General features: G+C 55.9%; 12 protein-coding genes and 3 tRNA genes. 5 read left to right on the forward strand and 10 right to left on the reverse strand.

The window, feature by feature from the left end; translation table 11 throughout:
• The first annotated feature begins 5 nt into the window (after positions 1-5).
• Both sufE and ldtE read left to right on the forward strand, forming a co-directional pair.
• Positions 6-422 (forward strand): cysteine desulfuration protein SufE, encoded by a 417-nt coding sequence (sufE, locus tag ACSPHG_RS10630; protein ID WP_435953426.1) that lies wholly within the window; start codon positions 6-8, stop codon positions 420-422.
• A gap of 98 nt (positions 423-520) precedes the next feature.
• On the forward strand, positions 521-1570 hold the full coding sequence (ldtE, locus tag ACSPHG_RS10635; protein WP_435953427.1) for a L,D-transpeptidase LdtE: 1050 nt from the start codon (positions 521-523) through the stop codon (positions 1568-1570).
• 75 nt (positions 1571-1645) lie between these two features.
• Here ldtE and ACSPHG_RS10640 read toward each other — a convergent pair whose 3' ends face one another.
• From ACSPHG_RS10640 to ACSPHG_RS10655, 4 genes are all read right to left on the reverse strand, one after another.
• Positions 1646-1882 (reverse strand): major outer membrane lipoprotein, encoded by a 237-nt coding sequence (locus tag ACSPHG_RS10640; protein ID WP_034455915.1) that lies wholly within the window; start codon positions 1880-1882, stop codon positions 1646-1648.
• Between the two features lie 305 nt (positions 1883-2187).
• Complete coding sequence (gene pykF, locus ACSPHG_RS10645) at positions 2188-3600, reverse strand: pyruvate kinase PykF (protein ID WP_435953428.1); 1413 nt, start codon at positions 3598-3600, stop codon at positions 2188-2190.
• A 382-nt stretch (positions 3601-3982) separates the two neighbouring features.
• Positions 3983-4059: transfer RNA gene (locus ACSPHG_RS10650), tRNA-Val, on the reverse strand.
• 158 nt (positions 4060-4217) lie between these two features.
• Positions 4218-5717 carry an MFS transporter gene (locus tag ACSPHG_RS10655; RefSeq protein ID WP_435953429.1) on the reverse strand — a complete coding sequence of 500 codons (1500 nt, stop codon included), beginning with the start codon at positions 5715-5717 and terminating at the stop codon, positions 4218-4220.
• A 226-nt stretch (positions 5718-5943) separates the two neighbouring features.
• On the opposite strand from ACSPHG_RS10655, the gene ACSPHG_RS10660 reads away from it, so the two are divergent.
• Both ACSPHG_RS10660 and ACSPHG_RS10665 read left to right on the forward strand, forming a co-directional pair.
• On the forward strand, positions 5944-6927 hold the full coding sequence (locus tag ACSPHG_RS10660) for a fatty acid desaturase (RefSeq protein ID WP_435953430.1): 984 nt from the start codon (positions 5944-5946) through the stop codon (positions 6925-6927).
• A complete protein-coding gene (locus ACSPHG_RS10665; protein ID WP_435953431.1) occupies positions 6920-7720 on the forward strand; it encodes a phosphate/phosphite/phosphonate ABC transporter substrate-binding protein in 801 nt (266 codons plus the stop codon). Before ACSPHG_RS10660 ends, ACSPHG_RS10665 begins: the two co-directional genes overlap by 8 nt.
• Before the next feature lie 35 nt (positions 7721-7755).
• On the opposite strand, the gene ACSPHG_RS10670 is transcribed toward ACSPHG_RS10665, so the two are convergent.
• The 3 genes from ACSPHG_RS10670 to mdtK all read right to left on the reverse strand — a co-directional run bounded on the left by ACSPHG_RS10670 (position 7756) and on the right by mdtK (position 9457).
• Positions 7756-7832, reverse strand: a tRNA-Val gene (locus ACSPHG_RS10670).
• Positions 7833-7850: 18 nt separating this feature from the next.
• A tRNA-Val gene (locus tag ACSPHG_RS10675) sits at positions 7851-7927 on the reverse strand.
• Between the two features lie 156 nt (positions 7928-8083).
• Positions 8084-9457, reverse strand: coding sequence for an MdtK family multidrug efflux MATE transporter (mdtK, locus tag ACSPHG_RS10680; RefSeq protein WP_435953432.1), 1374 nt, complete (start codon positions 9455-9457; stop codon positions 8084-8086).
• Positions 9458-9704: 247 nt separating this feature from the next.
• On the opposite strand from mdtK, the gene ACSPHG_RS10685 reads away from it, so the two are divergent.
• Positions 9705-10346, forward strand: a complete 642-nt coding sequence (locus ACSPHG_RS10685; protein ID WP_435953433.1) for a riboflavin synthase subunit alpha — start codon at positions 9705-9707, stop codon at positions 10344-10346.
• Between the two features lie 38 nt (positions 10347-10384).
• Here the strand turns inward: ACSPHG_RS10685 and ACSPHG_RS10690 are convergent, their stop codons facing one another.
• From ACSPHG_RS10690 to ACSPHG_RS10700, 3 genes are read right to left on the reverse strand one after another with little or no spacing between them, the layout of a single operon-like run.
• Entirely contained in the window at positions 10385-11308 is a 924-nt protein-coding gene (locus ACSPHG_RS10690; protein ID WP_435953434.1) for a LacI family DNA-binding transcriptional regulator, read from the reverse strand.
• 50 nt (positions 11309-11358) lie between these two features.
• The gene (locus ACSPHG_RS10695) at positions 11359-12750 is read right to left on the reverse strand and encodes a glycoside hydrolase family 1 protein (RefSeq protein ID WP_435953435.1); all 1392 of its coding nucleotides are present in this window, start codon (positions 12748-12750) and stop codon (positions 11359-11361) included.
• A 46-nt stretch (positions 12751-12796) separates the two neighbouring features.
• Complete coding sequence (locus ACSPHG_RS10700) at positions 12797-14116, reverse strand: PTS sugar transporter subunit IIC (RefSeq protein WP_435953436.1); 1320 nt, start codon at positions 14114-14116, stop codon at positions 12797-12799.
• Positions 14117-14156: the final 40 nt, after the last annotated feature.

Raw genomic sequence — 14156 nt, forward strand, 5'->3', positions numbered from 1 at the left:
ACGTGATGGCCACGCTGCCAGATAAAGACAAGTTACTGAAGAACTTCAGCCGCTGCGCTAACTGGGAAGAGAAGTATCTTTATATCATCGAGCTGGGCGGGCGCCTGCCGGCCCTTGCGCCGGAAGATCACAAACCCGAAAATACCGTGCAGGGCTGTCAGAGCCAGGTGTGGATGGTGATGCACCAGCAGCCGGACGGGGTAATTACGCTGGAAGGCGACAGCGATGCCGCTATCGTCAAAGGCCTTATCGCCATCGTCTTTATTCTCTACCAGCAGATGACGGCGCAGGATATCGTTGCCTTCGACGTGCGCCCGTGGTTTGAGAAACTCGCGCTCGCCCAGCATCTGACGCCGTCCAGGTCGCAGGGGCTGGAAGCAATGATCCGTTCTATCCGCACCAAAGCCGCCAATCTTAGCTAAACTAAAAGAACAGCTTTCATCCTGTTAACGCGAGGCAATTTATTGCCTCGCCGGGCTTCAGCATTCCGGCGCTCTGCCGGTGAATACAGGAATATATTATGAAATGCGCGTTCAATAAAATAACACTACTTTTTATCGGCACTCTGGCTGCAAGCCAGTCGGCGTGGGCCGTGGACTATTTATTACCGCCGCCGGGCAGCAGAATAATTGGCGAGAATAAAACTTATATTGTCCCCAATGACGGTAAAAACCTTGAAACGGTAGCCGCTAAATACAGCACCGGCGTGCTGCTTTTGCTGGAAGCGAACAATACTACCGATCCGTTTTTACCTAAACCGGGCAGTGAATTAATTATTCCTTCGCAAATGATTTTGCCGGATACCCCGCGCGAAGGCATCGTTATCAATCTGGCCGAGCTGCGGCTTTATTACTATCCGCCTGGCCAGAACCGCGTTGAAGTTTACCCGCTGGGCATCGGCCAGCTTGGGCGTGAAACGCCGGTGATGGTGACACGCATCAGCCAGAAGATCCCTAATCCTACCTGGACACCCACGGCGAATATTCGCGCGCGTTCTGCCGCGCAGGGGATTAACCTGCCTGCCGTCGTTCCTGCCGGGCCGAACAACCCGCTGGGGCGTTTTGCGCTGCGTCTTGAAAAGGGCGGCGGTGAGTATCTTATTCATGGTACGAATGCGCGTAACAGTATCGGCTTACGCGTTAGCTCCGGCTGTATGCGGATGCGCGCGCCCGATATCAAAGCGCTTTTCAGCCAGGTTGCCTGGGGTACGCGCGTAGAAATCATCAACGAGCCGGTAAAATATACGACCGAACCGGATGGCAGACGCTATGTGGAAGTTCATCAGCCACTCTCTCGCAATGACTGGGAGAACCCGCAAACCGTGCCGATCGCCATCTCAGCATCGTTTGGCTCCTTTATCGACAACCCTTTAAGCGACAGGGCGATGGTGGACAGCGCCATTGCGCGTCGAGCCGGTTATCCGGTACTGGTTAACGCGCCGCAGGGCGTCCCGTCACAGCCGGTGAATATTACCCCGATACAGAGCGCCAGAACGGCTCCAGAAACGACGCCGGTGAATCAGGTGAGCGGAACTACGGTGAGCGGGCAAAACAGCGTGGTGATGCGTTAGGGGAAGTATTCAGGAGTGAAATGATTGAGGCAAAAAAAATGGCGCACAATGTGCGCCATTTTATTCCAAGAACTCTTACTTACGGTAAGAGTGAGCTTGGTTGTCCAGACGCTGGTTAGCACGAGCTGCGTCGTCTTTAGCAGCCTGAACGTCAGAACGCATTGCGTTCACGTCGTTGCTCAGCTGATCAACTTTAGCGTTCAGAGTCTGAACGTCAGAAGACAGTTGATCGATTTTAGCGTTAGAAGAACAACCTGCCAGCATAGTAGAAGCCAGGATTACCGCGCCCAGTACCAGTTTAGTACGATTCATTATTAATACCCTCTAGATTGAGTTAATCTCCATGTAGCGCTACAAGTATTACACAAAGTTTTTTGAGTTGAGAATAAATTTTTGATGGGAATGCACTTAAATTTGATCGTTCGCTCAAAGAAACACCGAACCGGGGCAAGAAGTTAAAAAAAACAGAGAAAACAGGGCGCTTTCATCGGATTCTTCTTAATAAAATTGCAGTTAAATAGCTTTAGCCGATTTGCATTTTTATTAATAGTGTCTATTACAGGAATAAAAAAAGCGCCCGCAGGCGCTTTTTAACAAAATATTCGTTCGCAGAGTAATTACAGAACGTGAACGGATGCGGTATTGGTGGTGCCGCTTGGAACCAGCGCGCCGGAAACCATCACAACGATGTCGCCTTTACGAGCCAGGCCGCTTTCCAGAGCCACTTCTTTACCCAGACGGTAGAAATCATCGGTTGAAGCGATTTCTTTAACCAGCTGCGGAACCACACCTTTGCTCAGCACTAACTGACGCGCGGTCACTTCGTTAGTGGTCAGCGCCAGAATAGTGGCATTCGGGAAGTATTTACGCACGGCTTTAGCTGATTTACCGCCCTGAGTTGCCACAACGATCAGTGGAGCTTCCAGTTTCTCTGCGGTTTCTACCGCACCGCGGCAAACTGCTTCGGTGATGCGCAGTTTGCGGCTGTCGTGGTTGTTATCCAGACGGCTGGTCATTACGCGGTCGGTACGTTCGCAGATGGTCGCCATGATGGTCACAGCTTCCAGCGGGTATTTACCTTTTGCGGATTCGCCAGACAGCATTACTGCGTCGGTGCCGTCGATGATGGCGTTAGCCACGTCGCCTGCTTCAGCGCGGGTAGGGCGTGGGTTTTTGATCATGGAGTCGAGCATCTGCGTTGCGGTGATAACTACTTTACGCGCGCGAACACATTTCTCGATCATCATCTTCTGAGCGAAGATAACTTCTTCAACCGGGATTTCAACGCCCAGGTCACCACGAGCAACCATGATGCCGTCGGAAGCTTCGAGGATTTCGTCGAAGTTGTTCAGGCCTTCCTGGTTTTCGATTTTGGAGATGATCTGGATCTTCTCGCCGCCATGAGCTTTTAAGTGCTCACGGATTTCAACAACGTCAGAACGCTTACGGATGAAGGAGGCAGCAACGAAGTCAACGCCTTGCTCGCAGCCGAAGATCAGGTCCTGCTTATCTTTCTCTGCCAGAGCTGGCAGCGCGATAGAAACGCCCGGCAGGTTAACGCCTTTGTTCTCGCCCAGGTCACCGTTGTTCAGCACTTTACAAACAACGTTTTTGCCTTCGATAGCGGTGACTTCCATACCGATCAGGCCATCGTCAACCAGCACGGTGTTACCCACGCTCAGGTCGCTGGTGAAGCCTTCGTAGGTCACAGCAACGATGTCGCTATTGCCTACAACGGTTTTGTCGGTGGTGAAAGTGAAGGTCTGGCCTGCTTTCAGGGAGACGTCATTGCCGCCTTCCAGTTTGATGGTACGAATTTCTGGGCCTTTGGTATCCAGCAGGATAGCGGCTTTCTTACCGGTTTTGCTGACAACGTTGCGCAGGTTTTTGATGCGCTGGCCGTGCTCTTCGTAATCACCGTGAGAGAAGTTCAGACGCATAACGTTCATGCCCGCGTCGAGCATTTTGGTCAACATCTCTTCGGATTCGGTTTTCGGACCGATGGTGCAAACAATTTTAGTCTTTTTCATGACAGTCTTATCTGTAAGTTGAGAAGGATTGTTAAAACTCGGTTCCGGTTGATACGTTCTCCGGAGCGGAAATTGAAGCTGGTATTGTTAAAGCGACACCTGGTAAGGATAGGTGACAGAAATAAAGCGTGCAGAGGAAAGTATGCTTGTGGGTCAGCCTGCCGGGGGGAAGTGCATGCAAATGTGCAATATTGTTTATTATAAAGGCAGTCCAATGCGCTGAAACCATTCAAGTTAGAAACGCGCGTATTATAGGGGTAACTCAGCGGGAAAGGAATTAAAAACGCTGTTTCAGATGATGGATCGTGCAGATTTGAAGCGACTGTTAGCGGCGCGTTATGGAAATATTAAAGATGTTACTAAGAAGAAATGGATATAAGAATGGTGCGTTCAATTGGACTCGAACCAACGACCCCCACCATGTCAAGGTGGTGCTCTAACCAACTGAGCTATGAACGCATTTGAAGTGCTTCGCTTAACCGATTGATTATTAAGCGTTTTAATCATTTAGTGCCAGAATAATCTACTGCCTTTCATGGGCGGTGTCAACCTACGATACGCTGACAAGGTTAACCCGCGCCAGGCGCGGGTTCCCGAAACACAAAATTCCAGCAGTGTTAAACCGCGCGTACGGATCGCTTAGCAGATTTGCGCAAAAGCCGGGACAACAGTATCAGGCTTGCGGCGACTAAAACCGTTGCGCAAACGAGCACGGTAAGGAATGCCTGTTCAAAAGCGCCGCGCGCAAGGTCCATCAGCAGGGCGGCATGTGATTGCGTAAGGTGGCCCGCAACGCGCAGGGCTTCATCCAGGCTGTCGTAGGCTTCGTTACCGCTGACGATGCCGTCAGGCAGCACGAGCGCATTGCTGTATACCGCCGTCATCACGCCACCCAGCAGCGTCACGCCCAGCACGCCGCCCATCTCCCACGACACGTCCTCAATAGCCGCCACCATGCCCGCCTTTTCTTCCGGCGCGTTAAGCATAATGGACGTTGAGGCTGCGGTTATCGTCGCGCCCAGGCCAAAACCAATGACGAACAGCGCCGCGAGCTGCATTAGCAGGGGGCTTTCCGCGACCAGTATCAGGCCCAGCATGCCCAGCGCGGTAACCAGCAGCCCGCCGAGCATCATTCTTGAACCGCCGATACGCGGCAGCAGGATCCCCGCCAGCGGGGAGGCAAGGGCAGAGCCGACAGGGATCGGCAAAATCGTCAGGCCAGCCATGAGCGGGGTGAGGCCCATCACCAGCTGCAGGCGCTGCGTCAGTACCAGCTCCACGCCGGTCAGCGCAATCATCGAAACAACGGCCACGGCGATACCGGCGCTAAACTGGCGGTTTTCGAAGAGCGTAAAATCAATCATCGGCTGGCTTGAGCGCCGCTGGCGTCTGACGAACATGCCCAAAAACAGCGCGCCGACGGCGGAAGAGCCCAGTACAACCAGCAGCGAGGCGTCCATTTTGCTCAGCTCTTTCAGCGCGTAAATCACCGCCACGAGGCCGACCATGATCAGCGCTGAACCGGTGAAATCGCACGGACGATCGGGATTGCCTTTATCGCGCGGAATCAGCGTCCAGGCGAAGGGCATGACCGCCAGCACGATGGGAACGTTGATCAGGAATACCGAACCCCACCAGAAATACTCCAGCAGAACGCCGCCAAACACCGGCCCAAGCGCCGCCGCGGCGGAAGCCACCGCCGACCAGATGCCGATGGCCAGCGCACGCTCGCGCTCGTCGGTAAACACCTGGCGAACGATAGCCAGCGTGGCGGGCATCATCATGGTTGCGCCAAGCGCGAGGAAAACGCGTGAGGCGATGAGCAGTTCCGCCGTCGGGGAATATGCGGCGCACAGCGAGGCAACGGCAAATACGGGCAGCCCGGCCATAAACATCGTTTTATGGCCCAGTCGGTCGCTCAACATGCCGGCACCGGGCAACAGCCCCGCCACGACGAGCGGATAGGCGTTCACGATCCACAGTTTTTCGGAAGCCGTTGCGTCCAGCGCGTGGGTAAGCCTCGGCAGCGCGGTGTAGAGAACGGTCATATCGATAATGATAAGAAAGAGGGTACTGGTAACGATCGCCAGTATCAGCCAGCGATTTAAAACGCGCATAAAAAATGCCTCTGAAGCAATAAAGGAAGGCGGGCGAAGTATTTGAGCGCCCGCTCAAGCGAGCAAGATACTTGAGCGATTGCTCAAAAGCAACCCGAGCGTGGCGTGCGGTTTAAGGGGGGTTTAGCAAATTTTCTGCAATAAATAGCTGAATTAAATCGTTGTCTCCCGCACCGGTTCATCACATCTTCATCCCAACGAGTGTGATTAACGGGAGCGAAAATCGATGGCGGGAAGCAGGGCGGCCTGGCTGCATATGCAGCAGCGTGAAGTTGTTCATCAGCTTGCAAGAGGTTGGCTGTGGCGCACCGAGCTGCCCACCTGGCTGCTTATCGTCACGGTTTACGGCGGCTGGTTTCTGACGATTGTTCACTGGCAGGCGCTGGGATTACTGCCCGCAACGCTGCTGCTCATCTGGTTTACGACCTGGTATCTGTCCGTTCAGCACGAGCTGATTCACGGGCATCCAACCCGCTCGCCGCGCTTCAACCAGCTGTTGGGCACGCTTCCGCTGGCGGTCTGGTATCCGTATGGCCTGTATCGCGACCTGCACCTTCACCATCACCGCAACGACCATTTAACGATGCCTGAGGAAGATCCTGAAACCTACTATTTCTCGGCGCAGAAATGGCAGCGTATGGCACCCTGGCAACGGCGAATTATCCGTTTACGCAATACTTTTGCCGGGCGACTGCTGGTGGCTCCGCTGCTGGATGTTCTGCAAACGCTTGGCAGCATGGTGAAGTCTTTCTGCCGGCTGGAGTGGCGGGCGATAGGCATGTGGATGGTGCACGGCGGATTGCTGGTGGCGCTCTTTGCATGGCTTGCTTACTGCAATTTTCCCGTCTGGTATTTCGTGCTGGCGGTGAGCTACCCGGCGCTGGCGTTGACAAAAATTCGCTCCTTCTTTGAGCATCGCGCCGCCGATGACCCGCTGGCGCGCTCGGTTATCAACGAGGCTTCTTTGCCCTGGCGTCTGCTGTTTCTGAATCTTAACTATCATTCAGTGCATCACGATCTTCCCGGCGTCCCCTGGTACGGGCTGCGAAAAATCTACCTGCTCTATAAGGAAGGCTACCAGCAGCGCAATCAGGGGTTTGTGGTAAAGGGGTACGGCGAGTGGCTAAGGCAGTTTTTCGTAACGCCGCTGGACGTGGATTTACACCCCTCCGCCAGAACCGATAACGGAGCACGCAGCGGCCATGAGTAGCACGCTTTCATTACCTATGTACGACGTTCACCGGCCCGATAGCCAGGCGCTGTGGTCAGCTCTTTTGCCCCTGTTACGGGCGGAGGGGCTGGCGGCAGAGCGTCTGGATATCGTCTGGCCATCGGAGGATTTGCTCGCCCACTGGCGAGACGGCAGGCTGCTGTTAAGCCAAACCTGCGGATACCCGCTGGTGACGCAGCTACCGGAGGTGCAGCCGGTCGGCTGTTTTCACTACACCGCGCCGGGCTGTGAAGGGGTTAACTATCGCAGTTTCCTCGTTGCGCGAACGCGGGACGCGGGCAGCACGCTGGAAGATTTTCGCGGGCGCAGGGCAGTTTGCAATTCCATTGATTCGCAGTCGGGCTACAACGCCCTGCGTCACGAGGTAGCGCCGAGGGCGAAGCACGGCAGGTTTTTCGCCGAGGTCATCCTCAGCGGCAGCCACCGCCAGTCGCTGGCGGCGGTTCAGCGCGGCGAGGCGGATATTGCGGCAATCGACTGCGTGACGTGGGCGCTTCTTAAGCGCCATGAGCCGCTCGCGGTGCAAAGCCTCGCCGTGGTAGGGCAGACGCCGCTTACGCCAGGCCTGCCCCTGATTACCTCGTCACAAACCTCATCCGAAGATTTATCGGCGCTGCGCAAGGCCCTGACCCGGCTGGTAACCGATTCGTCTTACGGGGCAGTATGCGAAAAACTTTTCATTGGTGGGTTTAGCCAGATATCGCGCGAAGATTACGATGTGATTCTGGACTGGCAGCGGAAAGCTAGGGAATTTGGTGTTTTGGACTTGTAGCGCTTTAGGAAACTAACGGGAGAACTGCTTTGAAATGGTGCGTCCGAGTGGACTCGAACCACCGACCCCCACCATGTCAAGGTGGTGCTCTAACCAACTGAGCTACGGACGCACTGGGTAAAACGTAAAATGGTGCGTTCAATTGGACTCGAACCAACGACCCCCACCATGTCAAGGTGGTGCTCTAACCAACTGAGCTATGAACGCATCAAGCTGTCTGGGTGACAACGGGGACGAATATTAGCGGCAGCCCGTGAGCCTTGCAAGCGGAAAACCGCAATTTTCTCTAAGATTTCACGCGATTGCTGCGCAACTGCGCAGTACGTAGAAAAAGTAGCCGCCGCGAGGGCGGCTATTGTCGGTTTATCGCGCAGCACGCTGCAAAATGGTGACGGAAGGCTGGCGCTGTAGCCAGCGCATGCGCAGCATCATCATCACGGCGGCGGAGGTCAGACCGATGATAAAGCCGATCCAGAACCCGGCAGGGCCCATTCTCTCTACCACGATATCGGTCAGCGCCAGCACGTAACCGCTCGGCAACCCCAGCACCCAGTAGGCAATAAAGGTAATGAAGAAAATCGAGCGCGTGTCTTTGTACCCGCGCAGCACGCCGCTGCCGATGACCTGGATGGAGTCAGAAATCTGGTAAACCGCGGCCAGCAGCATCAGATGTGCGGCCAGGGCAACAACCGCAGGATTATCGTTATACAGCAGCGCGATGTGCTCGCGGAAGGTCACCGTAAACAGTGCGGTAAGCATCGCCATGCATACGCCCACGCCGATGCCGGTGCGGGCGGCGGTTTGCGCATCGAGCGTTGAACCCTGGCCCAGACGGAAGCCCACGCGGATAGTGACGGCCGCGGCGAGCGACATGGGCAGAACGAACATCAGCGAGCTGAAGTTCAGCGCGATCTGGTGGCCGGCGACGTCGACAATGCCCAGCGGGGAAACGAGCAGGGCGACAACCGCGAACAGCGTAACCTCAAAGAACAGCGCCAGCGCAATCGGCAGGCCAAGCTGCACCAGGCGCTTCACCACGTTCCAGTCCGGCGTGGTGAAGCCTGCCGGGCTGCGGATATCGCGCATGGAGCCTGCGCGGCGAACGTAGGAAATCATGCTGAAGAACATCACCCAATAGACCGACGCGGTTGCCACGCCGCAGCCAACGCCGCCCAGCTCCGGCATGCCGAAATGACCGTAGATAAATATGTAGTTCACCGGGATGTTGACCAGCAGGCCGATAAAGCCCATCACCATGCCGGGTTTGGTTTTCGCCAGCCCCTCGCACTGGTTACGCGCCACCTGGAAGAACAGATAGCCCGGCGCACCCCACAGCAGCGCGCGCAGATAGCCCACGGCTTTTTCCGCCAGCAGCGGGTCAATATTGTGCATCGAGCCAATGATATAGCCCGCGTTCCACAGCACGACCATGATCAGCACCGACACCATCCCCGCAAGCCAGAACCCCTGGCGGATTTGATGCGCGATGCGCTCGCGTCGGCCCGAACCGTTAAGCTGCGCAACAACCGGCGTGAGCGCCAGCAGCAGGCCGTGGCCGAATAAAATAGCGGGCAGCCAGATAGAGGTGCCGATAGCCACCGCCGCCATATCGGTGGCGCTGTAGCCGCCGGCCATCACGGTATCAACAAAGCCCATGGCGGTTTGCGCGACCTGGGCCAGGATCACGGGTATCGCCAGCGCTAGCAGCTGGCGGGCCTCAATAAAATACTTCTGCATACGTACACCTAATTATTATTGATTATAAGAGACACAAAGACGCCGCCATGTACGGCAGCAAGAAGAAAAAACAGGGGAATAAGCCAGACTATTGTAGCGAGTGTTAATTAAATCGCCAGCCAAATAATGGCAGGGTGGAGATGATGACTGGCAAGCTTTTTTTTCAACTGTTAAAGTGCCGCATACAGATGCAGGCATTTCCCGGCGGAAATGCCGTGCCACTCAGCTATTCGCCAGGAGCTTTAGGATGTTTACAGGTATTGTGCAGGGCACCGCGACCCTGGTCTCTATTGATGAAAAACCCAACTTCCGCACCCACGTTATCGAGATGCCAGAGGCCATGCTGCCCGGCCTTGAGACGGGGGCGTCCGTGGCGCACAACGGCTGCTGCCTGACGGTCACCGAAATCAACGGCAATCGCGTCAGCTTCGACCTGATGAAAGAAACGCTGCGCATTACCAACCTCGGTGAATTAGCCGTGGGCGATAGCGTGAACGTCGAGCGCGCCGCGAAATTCAACGATGAAATCGGCGGGCACCTCATGTCCGGCCATATTATGACGACCGCCGAAGTGGCGAAAATTCTCACCTCCGAAAATAACCGCCAGATCTGGTTTAAAATTCAGGACACGAGCCTGATGAAATATATCCTGCACAAGGGGTATATCGGCATCGACGGTATTAGCCTGACGGTAGGCGAAGTGACGGCAACGCGTTTCTGCGTGCATTTAATTCCCGAAACGCTACAGCGCACGACGCTCGGCAGCAAAAAGCTGGGCAACCGCATCAATATCGAAATCGACCCGCAGACGCAGGCGATTGTCGATACCGTTGAACGCGTGCTTGCGCAACGTGAAGCCGCGCTTGCAGCGGTCTTGCCGAAAGAATAAGTTCGTGACGGCGGGTGAGCCTTTGCCACCCGTCGAAATCACGCTACCAGCAAACTCCCCCGCACTAAATCACCGCCGTGTCGCTCGCCAAGCAGCAGGGCAACCGCGCGGCGGGCAATGCTCTCCAGCGGATATTCGATGGCCGGAATGGCACTCGCCCCCGGCAGACGGGTTGAGCCATCCAGGCTGAACACCATCACTTTTTCCGGCACCGCGAGCTGATACTGGTTGAGCATCATGACCGCTTCCTGCGCCTGCCCGTCGTCGGTGACCAGCAGGGCGGTGAACTTAACGCCGCTGTTAATCAGCTTTTGCAATGCGATACGCAGCGACGCCTCGCCCTCAATCACCAGCTGGCGGTTAAACGGCACCACGTAGTTGTGCAGCGCCTGGCGATAGCCGTCCATCGTGAGGGCCGCAGCCTCGCCGCTGGGGAAGTTTACCAGCGCGATATTTCGCCGCTGCTGCGAGCACAGATAGTGCACGGCGGTTTCGGCCGCAAAAACGCGGTCGCACTGCACGCTGTTGGCATTCGTTGGGTTCAGGCAGTCGATCAGCACGATGTCTGGTGGAAGATCCGGCAGCTGAAAACGTGCGCCAACTACCACCAGCGCATCGCACATGCCGCTGGAAAGCTCGTCAACGGCGTGCATCACGCTTTTATCGTCGTTCGCAAAGCGCAGCAGCAGGTGCTTGCGGTGCTGGCTGAACTGCTTCTCCAGCGCCTGCAAATAGCCGGTTGACTGCTGAATATGATCCGTTGCGCAAATCACCCCGATGCAGTTGGTAGACTGGCTGCTCAGCGACTGGGCGATGGCGTTGGGCTTGTAGTTGAGGATTTCCGCGGCGCGAAGCACGGCCTGGCGGCTCTCTTCTTTTACGCCGCGGCTGCCGCTCAGCACCCGTGAAACGGTCGCCTTGGAAACCTGCGCAAGACGCGCGACATCATTGATATTCGACATGGTGACTTCCTGCCCGGCTTAAAGCGGGCCATTCAGGCCCGCATGATTTCTTAACCCCGGTCGTCAAAACCGTTATTTGCCGCCGTTTCGCGGAACCATTCGCCGCTCTTTTTGATGGTGCGTTTCTGGGTTGCCAGATCGAGCGAAACGAAGCCGTAGCGGTTTTTATAGGCGTTGCACCACGACCAGTTATCGATAAACGTCCACATGTGATAGCCCAGGCAGTTGCTGCCTTCGCTGATGCCCTTGTGCAGCCACTTCAGGTGGTCGCGGACGAAATCGATGCGGTAATCGTCCTGAATCTGGCCGTTCTCATCGAAACGCTGCTCGTTTTCAACGCCCATGCCGTTCTCGGAAATATAGCAGCGTGGGTTGTTATAGTTCTCGCGCAGGTTGGTCAGGATGTCATAGATGCCCTGTTCGTAGATTTCCCAGCCGCGGTACGGATTCATTTTACGGCCCGGCATTTCGTAGGATTCGAAGAACCATTCCGGCATGAACGGGCTGTCCGGGTTAACCAGCGAGTCGCGGCACTTGATGCGGCGCGGCTGATAGTAGTTGATGCCGAGCAGGTCCACCACGCCCGCCGCGAGCAGGGCTTTGTCTTCCGGCTGGCAAACCGGCAGCTGGTCATGGTCTTTGAGCAGCGCAACCAGCTCGGCCGGATATTCGCCGCGCAGCGCCGGGTCGAGGAAGCTGCGGTTGAACATCAGGTCTGCAACGTTGGCCGCTTTCAGGTCGGCCGGATTCTGCGAGCGCGGATAGGAAGGCGTCAGGTTGAGGATAATACCGATCTCGCCGCCGTCGTTACGTTCATGATAAGCCTTCACCGCAAGCGAGTGGGCGAGCATGGTGTGGTAGGCAACGGTTGCCGCGCGTTTAAAATCCACCACGTTCGGATAGTGGAAGTCGTAAAGATATCCACCTTCTACCGGCACAACCGGCTCGTTGAAGGTAAACCAGTGCTTCACGCGGTCGCCAAACAGCTCGAAGCAGGTTTTCGCATAGTCGGCGTAGGCGGTGACAACGTCACGGCTTTCCCAGCCGCCCAGTTCCTGCATCGCCATCGGCATATCAAAGTGGAACAGGTTGATAAACGGCGTGATGCCCTGCGCGTGCAGTTCGTCGAAGACCTGATTGTAAAACGTCACCGCTTCCTGATTCACTTCCCCGCGCCCCTGGGGGAGTAAACGCGCCCAGGAAATAGAGGTGCGGAAGGTGTTGTGATTCAGCGCTTTAAGCAGCGCGATGTCCTGCTTCCAGTTCTGATAAAAGGTGGAGGTGTTCGCCGGGCCGACGCCGTTGTGAAAGCGGGTGGGCTGCTCCTCAAACCACGTGTCCCAGATGGTGGCGGATTTGCCAAAGTTCAGCGTTTCGCCTTCGGTCTGCGGCGCGGAGCAGGCGCTGCCCCACCAGAAATTATCAGGGAATGCGTATTTCATCGTTTTTCCTCTATTGACGAGCCCGCCAGACCGGCGGGCAAAAAAGTTAGTTTACGGTAACGGGGTTATCGCTTTCCTGCGCGCCGCGCTCTTCATCCTGCTTGAGCAGGGTCCGCTCGTACGCCTTCAGGAAGGGGTAATACATCACAGCTGACATCACCATACAAATCAGGCACATGATAACGGGACTTACCGCCCAGTTTGCGGCCCACGAGGCACCGATTGGGGCCGGGGTAGTCCACGGCGTAAGCGAGACAACCTGCGCAATCCAGCCAAGCCTTGTGGCGATATATGCAAGCGTGGCGTTGATCATCGGCACCAGCGTAAACGGCAGAAAGAATACCGGGTTCATGATGATGGGCGTACCGAAGAGAATAGGTTCGTTGATATTAAAGAAGCTCGGTACAACGCCCATTTTGCCGATGGTGCGCAGGTGCACCGCGCGGCTGCGCAGCAGCAGGAACGCCAGCGGCAGCGTCGACCCCACGCCGCCAATTAGCAGATAGTGATCCCAAAAGCCCTGCAGGTAGATGTGCGGCAGCGCCGCGCCTGCGGCAAGCGCCGTCTGGTTAGCGGACAGATTCGCCATCCAGAACGGGTTCATAATGCCCGTGACGATAAGCGCCCCATGAATCCCGGCAAACCACAGAATCTGGCAGATAAACACCGAAATCAGTATGGCGGGCAGCGAGTCGGATGCGGAAACCAGCGGGGCCAGCAGGTGCATAATGGCTTCCGGCAGAATCATCCCCGTAGTGGCTTCAATCAGAAGGTTGAGCGGATGGAGGGTAAACACGATGACCACCACCGGGATTAAAATCTCGAAAGAGCGCGCCACGCCGGTCGGCACCTCTTTCGGCAGGCGGATAGTAATGTTGTGGCGCTTTAAGAACGCGTACATTTCGCTGGCGTAAATAGCCGTTATCAGCGCGGTAAAAATGCCCTGGCCGGAGAAATACTGCGTTGAGATGTGGCCGTCTTTATAGGGGGCGGCAACCAGCAGAAAGGCCATAAAGGCCAGCAGCCCGGTCATGATCGGGTCAAGCTTGTAATGTTTACCCAGGCTTGCGCCGATACCCACCGAAATAAAGAACGTCATCACGCCCATGCTGAGGTTAAACGGCAGCATCAGCTGTTCGCGCCAGGTGAGCGAGAAGTTGAGCCACGTCCGGGCGAAGCCCCAGCTGCTGTCCGGCGAGAACGGCGGGAAAATAAAAACTAACAGGAAAGAACCGATAATCATAAACGGCAGGGCGGCGATAAAACCATCGCGGATGGCGATGACGTGTCGCTGTGAGCCCATGGTGCCCGCGATTGGTGTGACTTTTTGCTCAATCACATTGACCATTTTTTGGTACATGCTCATGGCGGTGTCCTTGCGAATGTCCTGGAAAGTAAAATGATTG

Source organism: Dryocola baronae (genome assembly GCF_051297175.1).
GTDB lineage: Bacteria > Pseudomonadota > Gammaproteobacteria > Enterobacterales > Enterobacteriaceae > Dryocola.